Annotated in this window: 20 protein-coding genes and 1 riboswitch; of the genes, 9 read left to right on the top strand and 11 right to left on the bottom strand. The window is 65.0% G+C overall.

Features of this window, described 5'->3' with window-relative positions; genetic code table 11:
- Positions 1-165: 165 nt before the first annotated feature.
- Entirely contained in the window at positions 166-630 is a 465-nt protein-coding gene (locus CIT40_RS22590) for a PaaI family thioesterase (RefSeq protein ID WP_094895673.1), read from the bottom strand.
- 360 nt (positions 631-990) lie between these two features.
- Between CIT40_RS22590 and CIT40_RS22585 the strand changes: the two genes are divergently transcribed.
- Complete coding sequence (locus CIT40_RS22585) at positions 991-1,287, top strand: hypothetical protein (protein ID WP_094895672.1); 297 nt, start codon at positions 991-993, stop codon at positions 1,285-1,287.
- A 107-nt stretch (positions 1,288-1,394) separates the two neighbouring features.
- Positions 1,395-1,649, top strand: a complete 255-nt coding sequence (locus CIT40_RS22580; protein WP_094895671.1) for a hypothetical protein — start codon at positions 1,395-1,397, stop codon at positions 1,647-1,649.
- A gap of 9 nt (positions 1,650-1,658) precedes the next feature.
- Here CIT40_RS22580 and CIT40_RS22575 read toward each other — a convergent pair whose 3' ends face one another.
- Both CIT40_RS22575 and CIT40_RS22570 read right to left on the bottom strand, forming a co-directional pair.
- Positions 1,659-1,892, bottom strand: a complete 234-nt coding sequence (locus tag CIT40_RS22575) for a DUF6894 family protein (RefSeq protein ID WP_028142812.1) — start codon at positions 1,890-1,892, stop codon at positions 1,659-1,661.
- 159 nt (positions 1,893-2,051) lie between these two features.
- Complete coding sequence (locus CIT40_RS22570; protein WP_094895778.1) at positions 2,052-2,249, bottom strand: hypothetical protein; 198 nt, start codon at positions 2,247-2,249, stop codon at positions 2,052-2,054.
- Between the two features lie 353 nt (positions 2,250-2,602).
- On the opposite strand from CIT40_RS22570, the gene CIT40_RS22565 reads away from it, so the two are divergent.
- Positions 2,603-2,911, top strand: a complete 309-nt coding sequence (locus tag CIT40_RS22565; protein ID WP_244611828.1) for a DUF2798 domain-containing protein — start codon at positions 2,603-2,605, stop codon at positions 2,909-2,911.
- 482 nt (positions 2,912-3,393) lie between these two features.
- On the opposite strand, the gene CIT40_RS22560 is transcribed toward CIT40_RS22565, so the two are convergent.
- Together CIT40_RS22560 and CIT40_RS22555 are read right to left on the bottom strand one after the other, a co-directional pair.
- Positions 3,394-3,561 carry a hypothetical protein gene (locus CIT40_RS22560; RefSeq protein ID WP_094895670.1) on the bottom strand — a complete coding sequence of 56 codons (168 nt, stop codon included), beginning with the start codon at positions 3,559-3,561 and terminating at the stop codon, positions 3,394-3,396.
- Positions 3,562-3,741: 180 nt separating this feature from the next.
- The gene (locus CIT40_RS22555; RefSeq protein WP_094895777.1) at positions 3,742-3,942 is read right to left on the bottom strand and encodes a hypothetical protein; all 201 of its coding nucleotides are present in this window, start codon (positions 3,940-3,942) and stop codon (positions 3,742-3,744) included.
- Between the two features lie 290 nt (positions 3,943-4,232).
- On the opposite strand from CIT40_RS22555, the gene recA reads away from it, so the two are divergent.
- The 3 genes from recA (at position 4,233) to CIT40_RS22540 (ending at position 7,588) form a co-directional block, all read left to right on the top strand.
- A complete protein-coding gene (gene recA, locus CIT40_RS22550; RefSeq protein ID WP_063195387.1) occupies positions 4,233-5,321 on the top strand; it encodes a recombinase RecA in 1,089 nt (362 codons plus the stop codon).
- 250 nt (positions 5,322-5,571) lie between these two features.
- Positions 5,572-6,570, top strand: a complete 999-nt coding sequence (locus CIT40_RS22545; protein WP_094895776.1) for a hypothetical protein — start codon at positions 5,572-5,574, stop codon at positions 6,568-6,570.
- Between the two features lie 43 nt (positions 6,571-6,613).
- Complete coding sequence (locus CIT40_RS22540) at positions 6,614-7,588, top strand: hypothetical protein (RefSeq protein ID WP_094895669.1); 975 nt, start codon at positions 6,614-6,616, stop codon at positions 7,586-7,588.
- 151 nt (positions 7,589-7,739) lie between these two features.
- Here CIT40_RS22540 and gcvP read toward each other — a convergent pair whose 3' ends face one another.
- The 3 genes from gcvP to gcvT form a co-directional block, all read right to left on the bottom strand.
- Positions 7,740-10,604: an aminomethyl-transferring glycine dehydrogenase gene (gcvP, locus tag CIT40_RS22535; protein WP_162307882.1), complete on the bottom strand. Its 2,865-nt coding sequence runs from the start codon at positions 10,602-10,604 to the stop codon at positions 7,740-7,742.
- Positions 10,605-10,767: 163 nt separating this feature from the next.
- A complete protein-coding gene (gene gcvH, locus CIT40_RS22530) occupies positions 10,768-11,136 on the bottom strand; it encodes a glycine cleavage system protein GcvH (RefSeq protein ID WP_094895667.1) in 369 nt (122 codons plus the stop codon).
- Positions 11,137-11,145: 9 nt separating this feature from the next.
- On the bottom strand, positions 11,146-12,291 hold the full coding sequence (gene gcvT, locus CIT40_RS22525; RefSeq protein WP_094895666.1) for a glycine cleavage system aminomethyltransferase GcvT: 1,146 nt from the start codon (positions 12,289-12,291) through the stop codon (positions 11,146-11,148).
- A gap of 147 nt (positions 12,292-12,438) precedes the next feature.
- Positions 12,439-12,529, bottom strand: a riboswitch (glycine riboswitch).
- A 312-nt stretch (positions 12,530-12,841) separates the two neighbouring features.
- Between gcvT and alaS the strand changes: the two genes are divergently transcribed.
- On the top strand, positions 12,842-15,520 hold the full coding sequence (gene alaS, locus CIT40_RS22520; protein WP_162307618.1) for an alanine--tRNA ligase: 2,679 nt from the start codon (positions 12,842-12,844) through the stop codon (positions 15,518-15,520).
- A gap of 6 nt (positions 15,521-15,526) precedes the next feature.
- Positions 15,527-16,753, top strand: a complete 1,227-nt coding sequence (locus CIT40_RS22515; protein ID WP_094895664.1) for a cyclic nucleotide-gated ion channel — start codon at positions 15,527-15,529, stop codon at positions 16,751-16,753.
- Positions 16,754-16,756: 3 nt separating this feature from the next.
- Here CIT40_RS22515 and CIT40_RS22510 read toward each other — a convergent pair whose 3' ends face one another.
- From CIT40_RS22510 to CIT40_RS22500, 3 genes are all read right to left on the bottom strand, one after another.
- Entirely contained in the window at positions 16,757-17,041 is a 285-nt protein-coding gene (locus CIT40_RS22510) for a DUF3303 domain-containing protein (protein WP_094895663.1), read from the bottom strand.
- 5 nt (positions 17,042-17,046) lie between these two features.
- On the bottom strand, positions 17,047-17,547 hold the full coding sequence (locus CIT40_RS22505) for a DUF3455 domain-containing protein (RefSeq protein ID WP_094895662.1): 501 nt from the start codon (positions 17,545-17,547) through the stop codon (positions 17,047-17,049).
- Between the two features lie 96 nt (positions 17,548-17,643).
- Complete coding sequence (locus tag CIT40_RS22500) at positions 17,644-18,858, bottom strand: NADP-dependent isocitrate dehydrogenase (protein ID WP_094895661.1); 1,215 nt, start codon at positions 18,856-18,858, stop codon at positions 17,644-17,646.
- Positions 18,859-19,207: 349 nt separating this feature from the next.
- On the opposite strand from CIT40_RS22500, the gene CIT40_RS22495 reads away from it, so the two are divergent.
- Positions 19,208-20,401 (top strand): TrmJ/YjtD family RNA methyltransferase, encoded by a 1,194-nt coding sequence (locus tag CIT40_RS22495; protein WP_094895660.1) that lies wholly within the window; start codon positions 19,208-19,210, stop codon positions 20,399-20,401.
- Positions 20,402-20,541: the final 140 nt, after the last annotated feature.

Below are 20,541 nucleotides of genomic sequence, written 5' to 3'. Positions count from 1 at the left end.
TGAAGTCACCTGAATTTTGAAGTCACCTGAATTTTGAAGTCACCTGGGGGCCTGGGGACCGAAGCGCGGATGCAATCGTGCTTCGGCCGCTCGCTTCGCGGAGACCGCAATGGAGAGCCGCGACGCGCTTTGCGCTCACGCGGCTCTTTTGCTTTGAGATGCCGCTCAGCCCGGCAACATCGCGAACGCGCTCGATACCATCGCGACCGGCTTGTTGTCGGCGGCCGAGAGCAGCGTGACGCGGCCAAAGCTCATGGTGCGCCCGAGCCGTACCACGCGGGCGTCCGCCAGCACGTCCGATGAGGACACTGCGCGCATGAAATGCGTGGTCTGGTCGACCGTGGTCATGGGGCGGTAGCCGCGATTGGCCGCCAGGATCGCGATCACCATCGCGGTGTCGGCGAGCGCCATCAGGGCCTGGCCGCAGACGATGCCGCCGTTCCGGCACAACCGCTCGGAAAACGGCATGCGCAGCAGCGCGCCCGGCTGCCAGTCCGGCGCATCCGCCGGCGGCGCGTGCTCGAGGCGCTCGACGGTGAGGTTGAGATCCTGGACCCAGGGGGCAAAAACCTCGCCGAGGATGCGTCTGGCGTCGGCGAGGCCGAATTCGGCGTCTGGCTGCATTTGCATTGCTGTCGCGCTCTCCTGTATTGCCGGATGTTTCGCGCATTGTGCGCGCATCGGCGCGGCAAAGTCACCCGGTCTGGCGCCGGTCCGGTCGGCTTGAAAATGCCTGACTTGGCCCGATATGATGCCTTGCTTGGGTGTGGGTGGATGATGTTGCGTCGGTTTGTCCTCGTCTTTGGTTTGGCAGCGCTCGGCCTCGGGCTGAGCGGGTGCACCAAATGCGGTCCGATCTGGGACGACTGGCTGCATGCGCCGAAATCGTGCAGATCGGACCGGCTCTAGCGGGCCTCGACCGGCCTCTACGGCCGCGACTGGGATGACGAGGTGCGGACGATTCGTGCCTCATGGATCAAGGAGTAGACGATGAAGCTTTTCCGTTTCGCCGCGGTGCTGGCCGTGCTGGCGGGACCTGCCTATGCGCAAATGCCCAATCTGAATTTGCTGCAGGAAGCCCCGAGCAAGACCCCCGAGGAGAAGGCCGCGGAAGCCGAGCGCGACAAGGCCTACAAGGAAACGCTGAAGAAGATCCCGGATTCCAAGACGTCCAACGATCCCTGGGGCGGCATGCGTTCCGATCCGCCGAAGCAGCCGGCGGCGCCGAAGGCCTCGGCCGCCACCAGCGCGCCGAAAAAGACCAAAAGCGGCACGGCTGCCAATTGACCGAATTCCGTTCAGGAGGCGGCAATGGCGCCTCTCGGATGGGACTCCTCTTCGTCCGGCCCAGGCCCTACATTGGGCTGAGCGTAGCGCGTAGAGGAGGGCAGGACATGGCCGACCGTCCGCGGGATCTCGCCGAGCGGATGGCGCGCCGGCGCAACATCGCCGGCAAACCGGGCCAGGCCGTCCGCGACGGCTATCTGCGCGAGACCTTCACGCTGCCGCGCGCGGCGGCGCGGGAAAGGGCGCAGGCCTTCTTCGCCCGCTACCCCAAGGCCGGCTATATGAGCGTTGTCGAGAGCTGGCGCGAGCTGCCCGGCGGGGACATCGAATTCACCATGCGGCGGCTGCCCAGCGCGGACTAGAGGTGCTTGCTAGTCGAGGGTTTCGGCAACGATGCGGATCCGGAACACGGGCTCCTTGGTCTCGTCCAGCAGTTCCATGTGCCACTCGGAATTTTCCTGGAGCTTGCGGGCAATGCCGGCGGTCATGTCGGCGCAGACATTGGTCATTTCTTTCCAGGCCGAATTGCGATCGGCGAACTCCGTCGCCTGGTCCGCGCAGCCCGAGTAACTTCCATTCCGGATTCGAAAGAAATACAGCGGCATGGCTGGCACCGATCGCACGCGTGACGGCCTCGCCCCAGGCCATGAACGCGCGCAGTCCAATCCCAAACCACCGTCAGATCAATTCCGGGCGGCTACGGATGATGTTCCGCCGCAACCGCCAGCCGTGGCGGCGCACAAGGCGCCATCCGACTCCGACCGTCATCCGCCCGGTTCAGGCTGCCCGGCCGATCGCTTCAGCTCCCGGTCGATCCGCAGCTGCACGCGCCGGATCGCCAACAGATCGATTTTCGTTTCGGTCTTGCCGGACTTGACCTGCTCGCCGATGCGGAACTGCCACTGCCAGATTCCGGGGATCGCCGTCTTGGCGACGGTGAACTCGATGCCCCTGTGATTCATGGTGACCTCCCCACGATTCACTTCCATGACCGCAAACATGTTGGGCGTCACAATATCCCGGACACAAGCAAATTTTGGCGGTAAGCCCCGGATAGTTCGGGGATATCTCGAAAACGCGCGTGCGCCGAAACAAGCGAAGCCCGGTCCGAAACACGCCACGCTGCCTGATGGTTCCGGGTTACGGAAAGCTCCGTGGTTCTCCGACCAAGAACAGAGTTCCTGGGCTGCACCCGGCTGCATGGAGCGGCCGATCCAACAGCCCGCATCGCGGGCGCCGGGGATGACCGATTCGCTGCAAGCGGCGGTATGTGCTTTGCTTGGTGTGACGATGGCAGAAACAACGTGGGCCCGTCATGCTCGGCATTCCCCGCCGCTACAGTCATTTCGTCTTCGGAATCATCCAGTCCGGACTGACTTCTCTGGTCGCGTCGGGAATTGCGAGCCTGCCAGCAGGCAGCGCGATGAGCTTCGTCGCGCACTGGATGGTGTCGTGGCTGATCGCATGGGCCGCGATGCTGCCGATCGTGCTGCTGGCCGCGCCCGCGATCCGCGCCTTCTCGCTGCTGCTGACGCAGGAGGAGAGGGATCCCCGAACGCCCGGCAGGCATGAAAAGGCCCCGCCTGGCGAGTGCCAGACGGGGCAGAGAGTTATTGGAGGCTGAGGTGCTGGGCTGCAACACCATAGCGGCATCACCCTAGCCGGCCCCGCTTACGGCAGCCTGACAGGCGGCAGATTTCCGCATCCCGGGGCCGCAGACTGGCCCCGCACCCGTCCCAATTTCGACATCCGTCCGCACGACTGCGGACACACCCATCGGCAAGATTCCACGCCGTTCGGCGCAGCCATGGGGGAAACGTGGCACGCCGACCAGGGGTGGCATCATGGATAACGTAGAGCGGTCATTCGCCGCCGCGACAGCGGCTGGCTTCGTCGTGCTGGTGATCGGCCTCGTGCTGCTGGCGCTGCTTTAGACTGGGTGGCGCGGGGGGCGGCCAGCCGTGCCCCGCGATGATGGGGGCGCGGAGCATGCCGCATTCTCAAAACGGCAAAACAACCCCATGCACAGTAGGCGTCAAGGACATTCCAGCGGTACCTCAGCGCCTTGACGGTGCTGAGGTACCTCTCAAGCAGCTCCGGCGAACGCTAGTGGATCTTGATGTCGTTCAAGGGAAGATGGAGCTCGCTGGCGCGCTCTTCGCGGTCCTTCCTGCGGAACTCGTTTTCCTGGCGCTCGAACTTGATCATCTCCTCATGCGCCGCCTGCAGCAGGGGACTTCGCCTGGTCGTTTGCTGGCGCTCGTTTCCGGTCATGCCTGAGATCCCCAAGAGTTGCGGTGAGAGTTGCGGCAAGAGTTGCGGGCCTCATCCTAGAGAAGCCCGGAGACCGCGAAAAGGTTCGGTGCCGCAGCATTATGTAATTCTGACGGGGGCCGGTCCATGCGTCGTTGATGCAGGTCAGCTTCGGTCGGGGAGGACGTTGCCGCAGCCCTGCTATTTCGGCGGTTGCAGTCCGGGGGATTTGGCCCAGTCTTGCAGATGATCGGCGACATCGGCCTGGCGGGCCTTCTTCAGCAGGGCATCCCGCTCGGGCCCGGGCGGAAGCTCGGAGGCCTGTTGCTTGACCTGCTTCCCCCATGCGGAAAGCCGGTCCTGAAGGGTCAGCTGCTGCTTGAAACGTCGTCGCTTGAACATGGCATGCTCCTTTCCGCGCGAGGAAGGCGGGAGCGCAATCGGCGTTCTCATCACCGATAGTGGCCAGGCGTCGTGCGGTGACGGGTCATTAGGGACCATGATTGGCGCCGGCGTCTGTGCACTTGTGCGCACAGGGGGATGGCGAGCAGGGGATTGAGGAGGGGGGTTGGGGAATCCGCAAAAGAACATATTGCGAACTTAGAACAAATAGGGTACGATACTTTTATCGACGAGCCGCCTCGCCAATCGTTTGTCCCGCACCCGAATCCTCGCCATAAGGAGCACGACCAATGTCCGCCACTGCCCTGCGTATCGTCGAAGGATCTTCCATGGACAAGAGTAAAGCTCTCGCCGCCGCGCTCTCCCAGATCGAGCGTCAGTTCGGCAAGGGCTCGGTGATGAAGCTCGGCAAGAACGACCGGTCGATGGACGTCGAGGCGGTGTCGTCGGGTTCGCTCGGGCTCGACATCGCGCTCGGCATCGGTGGCCTGCCCAAGGGGCGCGTCGTGGAAATCTACGGGCCGGAATCCTCGGGCAAGACCACGCTGGCGCTGCATACGGTTGCGGAAGCGCAGAAGAAGGGCGGGATCTGCGCCTTCATCGACGCTGAACACGCGCTCGACCCGGTCTATGCCCGCAAGTTGGGCGTCAACATCGACGAGCTCCTGATCTCGCAGCCGGACACCGGCGAGCAGGCACTGGAGATCTGCGACACGCTGGTGCGCTCCGGTGCGGTCGATGTTCTGGTGGTCGATTCGGTCGCGGCGCTGGTGCCGAAGGCCGAGCTCGAGGGCGAGATGGGCGATGCGCTGCCGGGACTTCAAGCGCGTCTGATGAGCCAGGCGCTGCGCAAGCTGACGGCCTCGATCAACAAGTCCAACACCATGGTGATCTTCATCAACCAGATCCGCATGAAGATCGGTGTGATGTACGGCTCGCCGGAAACCACCACCGGCGGCAACGCCCTGAAGTTCTACGCCTCGGTCCGCCTCGACATCCGCCGCATCGGCGCGATCAAGGAGCGCGACGAAGTGGTCGGCAACACCACCCGCGTCAAGGTCGTCAAGAACAAGCTGGCGCCGCCCTTCAAGCAGGTCGAGTTCGACATCATGTACGGCGAGGGCGTTTCCAAGATGGGCGAGATCCTCGATCTCGGCGTCAAGGCCGGCATCGTCGAGAAGTCCGGCGCCTGGTTCTCCTATGACAGCCAGCGCCTCGGCCAGGGTCGCGAGAACTCGAAAGCGTTCCTGAAGGCCAACCCCGACATCACCGCCAAGATCGAGACCTCGATCCGTCAGAATTCCGGCCTGATCGCCGAGCAGATCCTCGCCGGCACGCCGGAGCGCGACGCCGACGGCGAAGAGCCGGCGGAGGAGTAATCCCTAACGCGAACAATTTTCGCGAGGAGCGGGCGCTGAGGACGTTGAGTTGCCGACGTCTTCGGTGCCTGCTTCGTTTTGGGCTGTCGTGACAGTGAGGTGGGACGATGAAGCGTCTGATCTTGGCTGGCTGGGGTGGCGGCCGTGATCTTGCTCGATCGGGGTGGGCCGAGATCGTCATACCGTTGCATTTCCAATTGGAGTGGAGGCCGCTTCCGAAGGCGGAAAAACTCTCCGTCTGGACGCCGGCGTGACGCGGCTCATCATGACATCGGATTCATCCGCCGCCGGCGGGATACGAGGGGCCGGCCTTGGCGATCTCGTCATTGCGATCGAACGTCGGCTAGTCGAGGGACCGTTGCCGTCCGCGGCGGAGTGCCAGGCATTCTTCTCCCCACGGACGACGCAGCAACTCGGTCAGAACTGGCTGGACGACACGCCGGCCTGGCGCCTGGAAGGGGCTGGGTTGAAGGGGCGCGGTCTGATCGACCTGCTGTCAGAATGGGACACGGCCGAACTGTGGATGGGACCAGAGCCGAATGCGCAGTTACTTCTGCTCTGGCTGCTTGATCATTGCGGCAGCGAGGAAGCGGCAGTTTCCAGGCTCTCGATACGTGACCTGGACTTTGCCGTGGGTGAGGTCAAGCCAGAGCAGCTTGCGAAGCTGGACCCACCGGCCATCAAGCCCATGCAGGATCATCTGGAGCTTGCTCGTCGTGCGTGGCAGGCCTATCGCGCGCCGACGCCGCAGGCCTGGTTCGACCTCCTCGACGCGGACTTGCGCCTGCTTCCGCAGCTCGAGCGCTGCGTTGTTGCCCTGCTCGAAGAGCTTCCAAACACCACCAACGGCCTTGGGGCCACGGAAACACGGATACTGCAACTGATTGCGCCGGGTGAGGTGCCGCCGTTCGACGTGTTCCCGGGATATCAGAAACCCAACGCGCGGCGCGTTTTCGACTATTGGGAAGTTGGCGCGCTGCTCGATGGACTCGCGCGCTGTCCCATGCCGGCGGTCACGGGGCTGGTGGAGGGGCCATTCACGCTCGACATGCACGACGATGCCCTCCGTCACGCACGATACAAGCAATCCCGATTGTCCCTCACGGATCTGGGCAAGGCCGTGCTGGCAGGCGCCGAGGATTTCCGCCGTCATAATCCGATCCGCCGCTGGTGGGGCGGTACGCTTCTCACCAACGAGCGGCTTTGGCGCTGGTACCCCGAGACGCGCTTGCTGGCTGCGCCTGGCTGATGCCCGGGCGCAGCTGGTATGCTCCAGAGTTTGAGAGGCGACCGTGTCACATTTGATCCTGGCAACAAACGATCTTGCGGCAGATACGCTCCGTCAGTCCTTTATTGCGAATGTTGCGGTGGGCTTCGTCCCACGCTTCGTCCGGGGGAAATTGGCTTCCGAGGAGCAGCTCTTGATGGGGCTGGAGCGGCGATCGGCGAAACATGGCAATCCGGGCGATCACTGGCTGGATGGAGCCGGTTGCGGGGCGGTGGACGGTTTCGGTACGCGCGATATCGGTTTCTTCGAGCTATGTGCAAAGTTCGACTCGATCGAAATATGGGTTGATCCTTTGCCGAACGATCAGCTCGTGCTTGTCTGGCTGCTCGACCTGCTTCGTCCCTACAAGGAAATCACGACCAAGCTGAGCCTGGTGCATGCGGACGCCCCCGTTGCGGGCTATGCTGCGGAGTCCGTCGCAAAATGGAAGTTGCCGTCCTTCAAGGTCGCCGACGATCATTTGGTGATGGCAGGCCGCGCCTGGCGCGCCTATCGGGCTGAGACGCCAGGATCCTGTTTCGATCTGCTGATGACGGATCTGATGATCTTTCCGAGACTTCGATCGGCGCTCATTGCGTTGCTTGAAGAGCTTCCAGACAAGGTGACCGGGCTCGGTGCTACCGAAATGGATATGCTGGGCTGTGTGAATGAAGGGCACGCCGACCCAAAATACATCTCCGAAGCGAGGTGTTATCGCGATGTGTTCGATGCCGGCGAGGCGCAAGATGCCTTGATCGAACTGGCGGAGCATCCGGTACCGCCCGTTCTGTTGGGTGATCCGGCGTTCGACAATGAGGATCGCTACTTCGGCAGGAGCGAGTGGAAGGTCACGCTCACCGAACTCGGACGTTCCCTTGTCGCTCGGGAAGACGATATGTGGCGCCACAACTCGATCAAGCGCTGGTGGGGCGGGACCGAACTGACCAACGAGCGGCTCTGGCGTTGGGATCGCGACACGCGGTTGCTGATTGCGCCGTAAATCATTGCCGTATGGTGGATTAGCCCGCGGCTGCGCGAAGCGCAGTCCGCTCGCGTAATCCACCATCCTTGTGACTGCGGAAGCAGACGCGGTGGGTTGCGCCGTCGCCTGCGCTTCGCGCAGCCGCCCGCGTAACCCACCCCACGCCCCTTTACTCCGCGGCTTGCGCGTAATCGCTCACCGGCGGGCAGGAGCACACCAGATTGCGGTCGCCATAGACGTTGTCGACGCGGCCGACCGGGCTCCAGTATTTGTCGGTGCGCGAGCTGCCCGCGGGGAAGCAACCTTCGCTGCGGGTATAGGCCCGCTTCCAATCGTCGTCCGCGATGTCGTGCACGGTGTGCGGGGCATGGCGCAGCGGCGAGGCCTCGATCTTGAAGCGGCCGGCCTCGACCTCGGCGATTTCCTTCCGGATCGCGATCATGGCGTCGCAGAAGCGGTCCAGCTCCGCCTTCGATTCCGACTCGGTCGGCTCGATCATCAGCGTGCCCGGGACCGGGAAGCTCATGGTCGGCGCGTGGAAGCCGTAGTCGATCAGGCGCTTGGCGATATCGTCGACGGTGACGCCTGATGTCGTCTTCAACGGCCGGGGATCGACGATGCATTCATGCGCGACGCGGCCCTTGGCGTTCTTGTAGAGCACCGGGAAGTGCGGATCGAGGCGCGCGGCAATGTAGTTGGCGTTGAGGATCGCGATCTCGGTGGCGCGCTTCAATCCTTCGCCGCCCATCATCAGAATATAGATGTAGGAGATGGTCAGGATCGAGGCCGAGCCGAACGGCGCGGCCGAGACCGGACCGACGGGAGCATCCGCGCGCGTCGCGGGATGACCGGGAAGGAACGGCGCGAGGTGCGCCTTGACGCCGATCGGGCCCATGCCGGGACCACCGCCGCCATGCGGAATGCAGAACGTCTTGTGCAGATTGAGATGGCTGACATCGGCGCCGTAATCGCCGGGCCTGCTCAGGCCGACCTGCGCGTTGAGGTTGGCGCCGTCGAGATACACCTGGCCGCCATGGCCGTGCACGATGTCGCAGATTTCGCGGATGTGCTCCTCGAACACGCCGTGGGTCGAGGGATAAGTGATCATGACCGCGGCGAGGTCGTTCGAATGCTTCTCGGCCTTGGCGCGGAGATCATTGACGTCGACGTCGCCGTTCTTCTCGCAGGCGACCACCACCACGTCCATGCCGACCATCGCGGCCGAGGCCGGGTTGGTGCCGTGGGCGGAGGAGGGGATCAGGCAGATCTTGCGGTGCGTCTCGCCGCGCGCGGCATGGTAGCCACGGATGGCCAGGAGTCCGGCGTATTCGCCCTGCGCGCCCGAATTCGGCTGCAGCGAGATCGCGTCATAGCCGGTGATGTCGCACAGCCATTTTTCCAGCCGGGCGAACAGCGCGTGATAGCCGGCGGCCTGCTCGCGCGGCACGAACGGATGCAGCGTCGCGAACTCCGGCCAGGTCAGCGGCATCATCTCGGTGGTGGCGTTCAGCTTCATGGTGCAGGATCCCAGCGGGATCATGGCGCGGTCGAGCGCGAGGTCGCGGTCACTGAGCTTGCGCATGTAGCGCAGCATCTCGGTCTCCGAGCGATGCGCGTGGAACACGGGATGGGTCAGGAACGCGGTGGTGCGCTTCAAATCGTCCGGCAGCGCCTCGCGCGTCTCCGCGTCGACCTCGGCGTAAGCAAGCGTGCCGCCGAAGGCTCGCCAGACTGCTTCGATCGTCGCTGATGTCGTGGTCTCGTCGAGCGCGATGCGCAGGCTGGTCTCGCCGACACCGAGATTGATCTTCTCGGCTGCCGCGCGGGCGACGATCTCGGCTCGCCCAGCGCCGGCATCGACGCTGATCGTGTCGAAGAAGGTCTCGCTGTCAGGCACAAAGCCGAGCTTGCGCAGGCCGCTCGCGAGCACGGCTGTGCGGCGATGCACATTGCGCGCGATCTGCGTCAGGCCTTCCGGCCCGTGATAGACCGCATACATCGAGGCGATCACGGCAAGCAGCACCTGCGCAGTGCAGATGTTCGAGGTCGCCTTCTCGCGACGGATGTGCTGCTCGCGGGTCTGCAGCGCGAGGCGGTAGGCGGGGGCGCCGCGGGAATCCACGGAGAGGCCGACGATGCGGCCGGGCAGCGAGCGCTTCAGCGCATCGCGCACCGCCATATAGGCCGCATGCGGCCCGCCATAACCCATCGGCACGCCAAAACGCTGCGCGGAGCCGATCGCGATGTCGGCACCGAGTTCGCCGGGCGAGGCCAGCAGTGTCAGGGCCAGCAGGTCGGCGGCCACGATCGCGAGCGCACCCTTGGCCTTCAGTGTCGCGATTGCGGGCCGGAGGTCGCGCACTGCGCCGGAAGAACCCGGATATTGCAGCAGCGCGCCGAGCACGTCAGTCCCAGCGAGGTCGGTGAGGGGATCGCCGACGATCAGGGTCCAGCCGAGCGGTTCGGCGCGGGTGCGCATCACGGCCAGCGTCTGCGGATGCACGTCCTTGTCGACGAAGAAGGCTTGCGCCTTGACCTGCGAGTGCCGCTCGGCGAGCGCCATCGCTTCGGCTGCGGCGGTGGCCTCGTCGAGCAGCGAGGCGTTGGCCACATCCAGCCCGGTGAGGTCGCAGATCATGGTCTGGAAGTTGAGCAGTGCCTCCAGCCGGCCCTGGCTGATCTCGGGCTGATACGGCGTGTAGGCCGTGTACCAGGCCGGGTTCTCCAGGATGTTGCGCTGGATCACCGCGGGCAGGATCGTGCCGGAATAGCCTTGGCCGATCAGCGAGGTGAAGACCTGGTTCCGGGCGGCGAGCTCGGCCATATGCGCGATCGCCTCGGTCTCGCTGAGCGGCTTGCCGAGATCGAGCGGGGAAGCCTGCCGGATCGAGGCCGGCAGCGTCTCCGCCATCAGCGCGTCGACGCTTTTCGCGCCGACGGTTTCGAGCATGGCGGTGACGTCGCGCGCCGACGGGCCGATGTGGCGGCGAACGAAGCTGGCGGTGTCGCCGTTGGATTTGCGGTGCGCGGTCATCATGGGTCCTCGCTAGATTTCGCTGTCGCCGTCATGCCCCGCGAAGGCGGGGCATCCAGTACACGCAGCCGTCACGGCTTGAACCGAGAGGGCGCGGCGTACTGGATCATCCGCCTTCGCGGATGATGACAGTGAGTGTGTGGAGACGTCTCGGCTCATATCCTCACGCTGTATGTGCCTTGTACGCGGCTTCATCCATGAGGCCGCCGAGCTCGCTTCTGTCGGCCATCTTGATCTTGAAGAACCAGGCCTTGCCTTGCGCGTCGGAATTCACCAGCGCCGGCTCGGCCACGAGCTCGGCATTGGCTTCGAGCACTTCGCCCGTCACGGGCGCGTAGACGTCGGAGGCGGCCTTGACCGATTCCACGACGGCGGCGGCTTCCGCCTTCTTCAGCGCGCGGCCGACCTTGGGCAATTCGACGAACACGACGTCACCGAGCTGCTGCTGGGCATAGTCGGTGATGCCGACGGTGGCGACGTCGCCGTCGATAGCGAGCCATTCATGGTCGGAGGTGTACAGCGTCGTGGTCATTGTCGGTCCTCAGCGTTTGTAGGTGTTCTTGACGAAAGGCATCGCGGCGACCTGCACGGCCAAGCGCTGGCCGCGCACTTCGGCAAACAGGTTTGTGCCGAGCGCGCTTTGGCTCGTGGGCACATAACCCATCGCGACCGGCGCGTTCAGGCTCGGGCCGAAGCCGCCCGAGGTGACCTGCCCGATCGGCTCGCCGCCCGCGTCATTCGCAAACAGCGGCGCGCCCTCGCGCACCGGCGCGCGTCCTTGGGCGAGCAGGCCGACACGGCGACGGGCCGCGCCCTGATCGAAATCAGCGAGGATCTTTTCGGCACCGGGAAAGCCGCCGGCGCGCGCGCCGCCGCTGCGGCGGGACTTCTGCACCGACCATTCCAGCGCGGCCTCGACCGGCGTGGTCGCGGTGTCGATGTCGTGGCCGTAGAGGCAGAGCCCGGCCTCCAGCCGCAGGCTGTCGCGGGCGCCCAGGCCTATCGGCAGCACATCGGGATTTTCGAGCAGCGTCTTGGCGAGGCGCTCGGCCTCGGCCGCGGGGACCGAGATCTCGAATCCGTCCTCGCCGGTGTAGCCGGAGCGCGAGACGAAGCAGTCGATGCCGGCGACCTTGCGCGGGCCGGAATCCATAAACTTCATGGCGGGCGCCTCTGCACACAATTTCGCCAGCGCCGCCTCGGCCTTCGGTCCCTGCAGCGCGATCAGCGCGCGATCTGCGAGAGAATCGACGACGCAAACGTCGGAGAGATGCGCGCGCAGATGCGCCTCGTCGGCGTCCTTGCAGGCGGCGTTGACGACCAGGAAGAGGTGATCGCCGAAATTGGCGACCATCAAATCGTCGAGGATGCCGCCGTTGTCGTTGGTGAATTGGGCGTAGCGCTGCCGTCCCGGCGCGATCGCCACGATGTCCTGAGGGACCAGCCGCTCCAGCGCGCGGGCGGCATCCTCGACCCGGCCGGATTTCGGCCGGAGCGCGATCTGGCCCATATGGGAGACGTCGAACAGGCCGGCGGAGACCCGGGTGTGGAGGTGCTCCTTCAGCACGCCCGCGGGGTATTGCACGGGCATGTCATAGCCCGCGAACGGCACCATCTTGCCGCCCAGGGAGACATGAAGCCCATGAAGGGGCGTACGTTTCAGGGAGTCTTTGTCGTGCGCTAGCATCTTAAGGGGCCCTCGGCGGTTCCCCGGGGACGATTCCCCGATGGACACCAGTCGAAGCCCCATCTGTCGCTGTGCCTGAGAGTATTATCCCGTCGGCGGACGCTGTCCGGGCCTTAAGCCCGCCGGCGCCTCTTTCCAGATGCTGTCAAAGCCACGCGGTCCGTTTGCCTGAGAGTTTCCGGGGCGGTTGCTCCTTCGGCGCCGGCTGCCTAAAGCCGGTCTCTCCCGACGTGGCCGTACGATACAGATGGGTAAAGACCACAGCGGGGCCAAGCCTGTCAACGCGTCCGCGCGTCCTATCCAACGGGATTGAGCGCCTGCGGCAACCCTCTGATCTCCTTGCACAGTTTCTGGACAGCGCAGCTGGCCTTGTCTAAAAGCGCTTTGGCCCGCAGATATCAGCCTTAACGTTACGGTTTGGATGGCGAGAAGCGGGTCCTAGAGCACGATGAGAGTCATCGCGCTTTAGCTCTTTGTTTGAGCATGATCTTTCCGGAAAACCGCTTCGCACTTTTCCGGATCATGCTCCAGCACACCCGATTGGATGAACATGAGCGGCGTCAACGAGATCAGGTCGACCTTTCTGAACTTCTTTGCCGAGAACGGCCACGAGATCGTGTCGTCCTCGCCATTGGTGCCGCGCAACGATCCGACGTTGATGTTCACCAATGCCGGCATGGTGCAGTTCAAGAACGTCTTCACCGGCGTCGAGAAGCGGCCCTATCAGCGCGCCACCACGTCGCAGAAATGCGTGCGCGCCGGCGGCAAGCACAACGACCTCGACAATGTCGGCTACACCGCGCGCCATCTCACCTTCTTCGAGATGCTCGGCAATTTCTCGTTCGGCGACTATTTCAAGGAGCGCGCGATCGAGCTGGCCTGGAAGCTCATCACCAAAGAGTACGGGTTGAAGAAGGACAAGCTGCTCGTCACGGTCTATCATACCGACGACGAGGCGGCCGGCCTGTGGAAGAAGATCGCCGGCTTCTCCGAGGATCGCATCATCCGCATCCCGACCTCGGACAATTTCTGGGCGATGGGCGACACCGGTCCGTGCGGCCCGTGCTCGGAGATCTTCATCGACCGCGGCGATCATATCTGGGGCGGACCTCCGGGCTCGCCGGAAGAGGACGGCGACCGCTTCCTGGAATTCTGGAATCTCGTGTTCATGCAATATGAGCAGGTGACGAAGGAGGAGCGCGTGGATCTGCCGCGTCCCTCGATCGACACCGGCATGGGCCTGGAGCGCATGGCCTGCATCATGCAGGGCGTCGACAGCGTGTTCGAGACCGACCTGTTCCGTCATCTGATCGATGCGACCTCGTCCGCGCTGGGCCACGGCCCGAACGAGCAGACGGTGGCTTCGTTCCGCGTCATCGCCGACCATCTGCGTTCATCGGCCTTCCTGGTCGCGGACGGCGTGCTGCCCTCGAACGAGGGCCGCGGCTACGTGCTGCGCCGGATCATGCGCCGCGCCATGCGCCATGCGCAGCTGCTGGGTGCGAAAGAGCCGCTGATGCATCGGCTGGTCTGGGCGCTGGTGCGCGAGATGGGCCAGGCCTATCCCGATCTGATGCGCGCGGAGAACCTGATCGAGGAAACGCTGCGGCTGGAAGAGACCCGCTTCCGCAAGACGCTGACCCGCGGCCTTGCCATCCTCGACGAGAAGAGCGCGTCCTTGAAGAAGGGCGACATGTTCGACGGCGACGTCGCCTTCACGCTCTACGACACCTATGGTTTTCCGTTGGACCTGACGCAGGACGCGCTGAAGTCGCGCGGCATCAGCGTCGACCAGGCCTCGTTCACCGACGCGATGGAGCGCCAGAAGGCCAAGGCGCGCGAGTCCTGGAAGGGGTCGGGCGAGGCTGCGTCGGAGGCGATCTGGTTTCCGCTGCGCGAAAAGCTGGGCGCCACCGAATTCCTGGGCTACGAGACCGAGAGTGCCGAAGGCGTGGTCTCCGCGCTGGTGAAGGACGGCGCTGAGGTCACGAGCCTCAAGGCCGGCGAGACCGGTGCGCTGGTGCTGAACCAGACGCCGTTCTACGCGGAATCGGGCGGCCAGGTCGGCGACACCGGCGTGCTCACGGGCGAGGGCGGCATCAGATTCCGCGTCACCGACACGCAGAAGAAGCTCGGCGATTTCTTCGTGCATGTCGGCACAGTGGAGAGCGGCGAGCTCAAGCTCGGCACTGCGCTCCAGCTCGAGGTCGATCATTCCAGGCGCTTCTCGATCCGCGCGCATCATTCGGCGACGCATCTCATCCACGAGGCGCTGCGCCAGGTGCTCGGCGACCACATCGCCCAGCGCGGCTCGATGGTCGCGCCGGATCGCCTGCGCTTCGACTTCGTGCATCCGAAGCCGATCACGGCGGAGGAACTGGCCCGCGTCGAGGACATCGCCAACGACGTGGTGCTTGAGAATGACGAGGTCACGACGCGCGTGATGGGCGTCGACGAGGCCCGCGAAGCCGGCGCGCGCGCGCTGTTCGGCGAGAAATATGGCGACGAGGTCCGCGTCGTCTCGATGGGCCGGACCGCGCGCGAGCGCGGCACCAACGCGCTCGGCTGGTCGGTCGAGCTCTGCGGCGGCACGCATGTGAGGCGCACCGGCGATATCGGCCTGATCACGCTCACCGGCGAGAGCGCGGTTGCCTCCGGCGTGCGCCGCATCGAGGCGCTGACCGGAAATTATGCGCGCAGGCACGCCAACGAGACCATGGCGCTGGCCAAGACCGCGGCCAACGAGCTGCGCACCTCGATCGACGACGTCCCCGCGCGCATCACCGCGCTGATGGAGGAGCGCAAGAAGCTCGAGCGCGAGCTCTCCGACGCCCGCAAGAAGCTGGCGATGGGCGGCGGTGCGGCTGTCGGCAATGGCGCAGCTTCCGGTGTGCGCGAGGTCGGCGACGTCAAGCTGATGGCGCGCGCGGTCGAGGGCATCGAGATGAAGGATCTCAAGAGCCTGGCCGACGAGGCCAAGAAGCAGGTCGGCTCCGGCGTCGTCGCGATCGTCGGCGTCACCGAGGACGGCAAGGCCGGCGTGGTGGTCGGCGTCACCGCCGACCTCACCGCGCGTTTCAACGCGGTGAATTTGGTGAAAATCGCTTCCGAAGCGCTCGGCGGCAAGGGCGGCGGCGGCCGGCCCGACATGGCGCAGGCCGGGGGCCCCGATGGCGCCAAGGCCACGGACGCGCTGGCGGCGATCGAAAAAGCGATGGCAGGCGCGTAAATCGCCATGCGCCCCGTTCCGCGAGAACGTGGCTTGCGAGATCCCGATTTGAGGGATCGCCTCTATGAATTGCTGGAGCACGACCCGTTGGCCTATTCAGCCGGGTCGCGCTTCATCAAGTTCATCATCGGCGTCATCGTACTCAACGTCGTCGCGATGATCCTCGCATCGGTGCCGGAGCTGGACGCGCAATTCGGCACGCTGTTCTCGGTCGTCACAGCCCTCGCCGCGATGGTGTTCGCGCTGGAATATCTGGCGCGGATGTGGACCGTGGCGGGACACACCCAGCGCAAGGGCTCCGCGCTGTCCGACCGGTTCGGCTACGTCTTCTCGACGCTCGGCATCATCGACCTCATGGCGTTCCTGCCCGCGTCCGTCGTGCTCGCCACCGGCCGGCACGCGACGCTGGCGGCGCTGGGCGTGCTGCCGTTCTTCAAGCTGATCCGCTATTCGCCGGCGATGCGCTCGCTGCTCGCCGCCGTGCACGCCGAACGGCGGGCGCTGATCGGCTGCATCGTCATCCTGATCGGCGCGGTCCTGTCCTTCGCCTCGCTGCTCTACGCCATCGAGCGCGACGTGCAGCCGGACAAGCTCGGCACCATCCCGCAGGCGATGTGGTGGGCGATCGTGACGCTCGGCACCGTCGGCTATGGCGACGTGGTGCCGGTGACGGCGCTCGGCAAGCTGGTCTCCACGTTCGCCATCATCTCAGGCTTTGCCATGATCGCGCTGCCGGTCGCGATCATCTCCACCGCCTTTGCCGAAGAGGTGAAGCGGCGCGACTTCGTCGTCACCTGGGGCATGCTGGCGCGGGTGCCGCTGTTCTCGCATCTGTCGGCCGCGGAGATCGCCGACATCATGCGCCTCTTGCGCGCGCGCACCATCGAGCAGGGCGAAATCCTGGTCCGCCGCGGCGATGCGGCCTCGTCGATGTATTTCATCACCGCCGGCGAGGTCGAGATCGCGCTGCCGAGCCAGCAGGTGCGGCTCACCGACGGCACCTTCTTCGGCGAGATCGCGCTGCTGCACAAGACAAAACGCAGCGGCACGGTGACGGCGACGTGCAAGACGCGCCTGCTCGTGCTCGACGCCCAGGATTTTCACGCCTTGATCGCGCGCATGCCGACGCTCGCCGACCACGTCCACACCACCGCCAAGGCGAGGCTCGCCGATACCGGCGACCTCGCGCTGGCGGAGCTGGCTCAGGCCGAGCAGGAAGAGAGCCCGGGGTAGCCGTCAGGTTCGGTCGAGGAAGGGCGCGACAACCTCGCGCGTCTCCTTGCTGGGCACGACCGGTACGATCTCGAAGGTCATGCCGTTGCCCTGGCAGTTCAACACCCATTCTTGCAGCAGGCGCGCGTCGTCGCATTCCATCAGCTGGAAGCAGCGGTCGAAATTCGGCTCGATCCAGCTGCCGAGATATTTCAGGCCTTCCGGAAACTTGACGCCCTCGTCGCGCACGCGCCGGTAGACCGGGATGGGATCGCGGTCCCTGAAGCGTTCGATCACCATGAAGAGCATCGGCCTCAACCCTTCTTCAGGAAGACATATTCGGCCGAGTAGGGCGCGCTCTTGAACTCGCCGGCCTTGTCGCATGCGCCGTCGAGCTTGCCGCCATGGGTGTTGATGCGCTGGACGGTGGTGACCGGCGTAAGGGTGCCGCTGCCGCGGCGGGCGGCGACCTCGAGCTTCAGCCAGGGGATATCGGCTGCCGTTGCGCCAGGTGCGTTGCCGATAGCCTTGCCGACCACCGCGCTGCCATCGGCGAACTCCCAGTTCGGGCCGGCATAATGCCGGCCGATGGTCTTGCCCTCGGACAGCAGCGTCGCGATCGGCTCGCGGAAGGCCCAGGCGAGCTTGCCGTCGCTACCCGCCTTGCATTCATAGACCTGCGCGCCCTCGGCGTGGACGCTGAGCACGACGCTCTCGCCCGGTGCGGCGATGGCGTCGGGCAGTCGCTCTGCAGCCCCGGCCGGTCCGATCAGGGCCGCGAACAGCATCGTGGGGCCGGCAAGCTTGATCAACATGGTGGCATCTCCGGGCAAGGACCCAAAAAGAAACGGGCCGCGCTGTTGCGCGGCCCGTGATCATGTCTGGCCCAGTCGGGCGAAATTGCGGTCGGCTCAGGCCGCCAGCTCCTTGGTCAGGTTCTCGGCGACCTTGTCGAGGAAGCCGGTGGTCGAGAGCCAGCGCTGGTCGGCGCCGACCAGGAGCGCGAGGTCCTTGGTCATGTAGCCGGCCTCGACGGTGTCGACGCAGACCTTCTCCAGCGTGTTGGCGAACTTGGCGAGCTCGGCATTGTTGTCGAGCTTGGCGCGGTGCGACAGGCCACGGGTCCAGGCGAAGATCGAGGCGATCGAGTTGGTCGAGGTCTCCTTGCCCTTCTGGTGCTCGCGGTAATGGCGGGTCACCGTGCCGTGGGCCGCTTCGGCCTCGACGGTCTTGCCGTCGGGGGTGAGCAGCACCGAGGTCATCAGGCCGAGCGAGCCGTAGCCCTGCGCGACCGTGTCGGACTGCACGTCGCCGTCGTAGTTCTTGCAGGCCCAGACGTAGCCGCCCGACCATTTCAGCGCCGAGGCCACCATGTCGTCGATCAGGCGGTGCTCGTAGGTCAGGCCCTTGGCCTCGAATTCCTTCTTGAACTCGCGGTCGTAGATGTCCTGGAAGATGTCCTTGAAGCGGCCGTCATAGACCTTGAGAATCGTGTTCTTGGTCGAGAGGTAGACCGGGTAGTTGCGCAGCAGGCCGTAGTTCAGCGAGGCGCGGGCGAAGTCGATGATGGAATCGTCGAGATTGTACATCTCCATGGCGACGCCGGCGCCCGGTGCCTTGAACACTTCCTTCTCGATCACGGTGCCGTCTTCGCCGACGAACTTCATCGACAGGGTGCCCTTGCCCGGGAACTTGAAATCTGTGGCGCGGTACTGGTCGCCATAGGCGTGGCGGCCGATGATGATCGGCTTGGTCCAGCCGGGAACCAGGCGCGGCACGTTCTTGCAGATGATCGGCTCGCGGAAGATCACGCCGCCGAGGATGTTGCGGATGGTGCCGTTCGGCGACTTCCACATCTGCTTGAGGTTGAACTCCTTCACCCGGGCCTCGTCCGGGGTGATGGTGGCGCACTTGACGCCGACGCCGACCTTCTTGATGGCTTCGGCGGCGTCGATGGTGACCTGATCGTTGGTGTGGTCGCGGTACTCCATGCCCAGGTCGAAATACATCAGCTCGACATCCAGGAACGGGGTGATCAGCTTGTCCTTGATGTACTGCCAGATGATCCGGGTCATCTCGTCGCCATCGAGTTCGACGACGGGATTGGATACCTTGATTTTTGCCATGATCGGGGAAGCCTCTTGGGAACGGCGCTTTTGGCGCGCCACGGGAATATCCGCGGCGTCATAGCACCCGGACGCGGCGGGCGAAAGCCAAGGGATTATGCACTTTTAGCCGATCCAGCCTCCACAGACGGGGGGCGGGGAGGGGCCCAAAGGCCGGGGCGGGGCTGAGGCTTCAAGCGAGATTCAAAAGTCGATTCCAACCCGTTATTTCCCTTGAGAATTTCGTCAGGACAGGCAAACGACAGGCGAACGGGCAGCCGGTCCCAGGGAGATCTGGGCGGCCGGCATGAATCAATTCCTGAGGCGACCCTGCCAAGGCCTTGAGGGACAAGCGTGAAAGCGAGACGAGATGTCGGGGACTGACAAGAGCAAGGCCGGTCTCTCCCTCGACGGTCCCATCGTCATCCTGGTCGAGCCGCAGCTCGGGGAAAACATCGGCATGGCCGCGCGCGCCATGGGCAATTTCGCGCTTGGCGCCCTGCGCATCGTCAACCCCAGGGACGGCTGGCCCAACATCGCCGCGCAGCGGGCCGCGGCCGGTGCCGACCACATCCTGGAAACGGTCCAATTGTTCGGCACGGTCGAAGAGGCCGTCGCCGACCTCGACCTGCTGTTTGCCACCACCGCGCGCCCGCACGATCAGGCCAAGCCGGTGGTCGGGCCGGAGGCGGCGGCCGGCGAGATCGCGGGTCACCTCGCGGCCGGCGGCAGGGCCGGCATCCTGTTCGGCCGCGAGCGCTGGGGACTGACCAATGAAGAGGTCGGCCTCTCCAACCGCATCATCACCTTCCCGGTCAATCCGGGCTTCGCCTCGCTCAACCTCGCCCAGGCCGTGCTGCTGGTCGGCTATGAATGGTTCAAGCGGGCGACCTCAGGCGAGCTGCCGCACGCCATGCCGGAGCGGTCCGAGCGCGCCTCGCAGCACCAGATGCAGGCGTTCTTCGACAACCTCATCCGTGAGCTCGACAAGGTGGAATTTTTGCGCCCGGCCGAGAAGCGCGACACCATGCTGGTCAACCTGCGCAACATTTTCAGCCGGATGGAGCCGACCAAGCAGGACATGCACACCTTGCACGGGGTGATCATGGCGATCGCCGAGGGACGCAAGGGCCCAGCCAAGGGCGGCGTGCTCGACGGCGAGCAGGCCACGCGCCTGCGCGCTCTGCTCGCCGAGCACGGCAGCGGGACGCCCGATAGCGGTTCTACCGTGCGCGGCCTCGCCCGCCTGCTTCGCCGCAATCCGACCGACGCCGAGCGCCTGCTCTGGCAGGCCCTGACCCGCGACCGCCGCTTTGCAGGCCTGTTCAAGCGCCAGACTCCTGTGGGGCGCCATATCCCGGACTTCGTCTCGTTCCCGCACCGGATCGCGATCGAGCTGGTCAACCCGGGCGAGGGCGAGGCGATCGCAGCGGACCGTGCGGGACGGCGGAGCTGGCTCGAGGCGCGGGACTATCGGGTGCTCGAGATCCGCGCGGCGGATGTCGAGCGCGATCTCGAGGCGGAGCTGGCGCGGCTCGCGGGGATGATGGAGCAGGGCGCGTAGCCGGCCGTCCGCCATCGCGGCGTTCCTGCATCAGCGACGCTTCGCACTGCGAACGGACGCCGGCAGGTCGAGGACATCCGTTTCTTTTCCGCCAAGCGTAACTTTTGGTTCCTTCGCTGCGAACAGTCTCTTTCGGGGGC

The sequence above is a fragment of the Bradyrhizobium amphicarpaeae genome, from assembly GCF_002266435.3.
In the GTDB taxonomy this organism is placed as follows: Bacteria; Pseudomonadota; Alphaproteobacteria; order Rhizobiales; family Xanthobacteraceae; genus Bradyrhizobium; species Bradyrhizobium amphicarpaeae.
Note: the sequence above shows the minus strand (reverse complement) of the source record. Positions and strands in the feature narration are given on the sequence as shown.

Bases quoted from the DNA above. Each gene is read 5' to 3' on its own strand.
- CIT40_RS22590 (WP_094895673.1), bottom strand. From the start codon at position 630: ATGCAAATGCAGCCAGACGCCGAATTCGGCCTCGCCGACGCCAGACGC.
- CIT40_RS22585 (WP_094895672.1), top strand. From the start codon at position 991: ATGAAGCTTTTCCGTTTCGCCGCGGTGCTGGCCGTGCTGGCGGGACCT.
- CIT40_RS22580 (WP_094895671.1), top strand. From the start codon at position 1,395: ATGGCCGACCGTCCGCGGGATCTCGCCGAGCGGATGGCGCGCCGGCGC.
- CIT40_RS22575 (WP_028142812.1), bottom strand. From the start codon at position 1,892: ATGCCGCTGTATTTCTTTCGAATCCGGAATGGAAGTTACTCGGGCTGC.
- CIT40_RS22570 (WP_094895778.1), bottom strand. From the start codon at position 2,249: ATGAATCACAGGGGCATCGAGTTCACCGTCGCCAAGACGGCGATCCCC.
- CIT40_RS22565 (WP_244611828.1), top strand. From the start codon at position 2,603: ATGCTCGGCATTCCCCGCCGCTACAGTCATTTCGTCTTCGGAATCATC.
- CIT40_RS22560 (WP_094895670.1), bottom strand. From the start codon at position 3,561: ATGACCGGAAACGAGCGCCAGCAAACGACCAGGCGAAGTCCCCTGCTG.
- CIT40_RS22555 (WP_094895777.1), bottom strand. From the start codon at position 3,942: ATGTTCAAGCGACGACGTTTCAAGCAGCAGCTGACCCTTCAGGACCGG.
- recA (WP_063195387.1), top strand. From the start codon at position 4,233: ATGTCCGCCACTGCCCTGCGTATCGTCGAAGGATCTTCCATGGACAAG.
- gcvP (WP_162307882.1), bottom strand. From the start codon at position 10,604: ATGACCGCGCACCGCAAATCCAACGGCGACACCGCCAGCTTCGTTCGC.
- gcvH (WP_094895667.1), bottom strand. From the start codon at position 11,136: ATGACCACGACGCTGTACACCTCCGACCATGAATGGCTCGCTATCGAC.
- gcvT (WP_094895666.1), bottom strand. From the start codon at position 12,291: ATGCTAGCGCACGACAAAGACTCCCTGAAACGTACGCCCCTTCATGGG.
- alaS (WP_162307618.1), top strand. From the start codon at position 12,842: ATGAGCGGCGTCAACGAGATCAGGTCGACCTTTCTGAACTTCTTTGCC.
- CIT40_RS22515 (WP_094895664.1), top strand. From the start codon at position 15,527: ATGCGCCCCGTTCCGCGAGAACGTGGCTTGCGAGATCCCGATTTGAGG.
- CIT40_RS22510 (WP_094895663.1), bottom strand. From the start codon at position 17,041: ATGCTCTTCATGGTGATCGAACGCTTCAGGGACCGCGATCCCATCCCG.
- CIT40_RS22505 (WP_094895662.1), bottom strand. From the start codon at position 17,547: ATGTTGATCAAGCTTGCCGGCCCCACGATGCTGTTCGCGGCCCTGATC.
- CIT40_RS22500 (WP_094895661.1), bottom strand. From the start codon at position 18,858: ATGGCAAAAATCAAGGTATCCAATCCCGTCGTCGAACTCGATGGCGAC.
- CIT40_RS22495 (WP_094895660.1), top strand. From the start codon at position 19,208: ATGTCGGGGACTGACAAGAGCAAGGCCGGTCTCTCCCTCGACGGTCCC.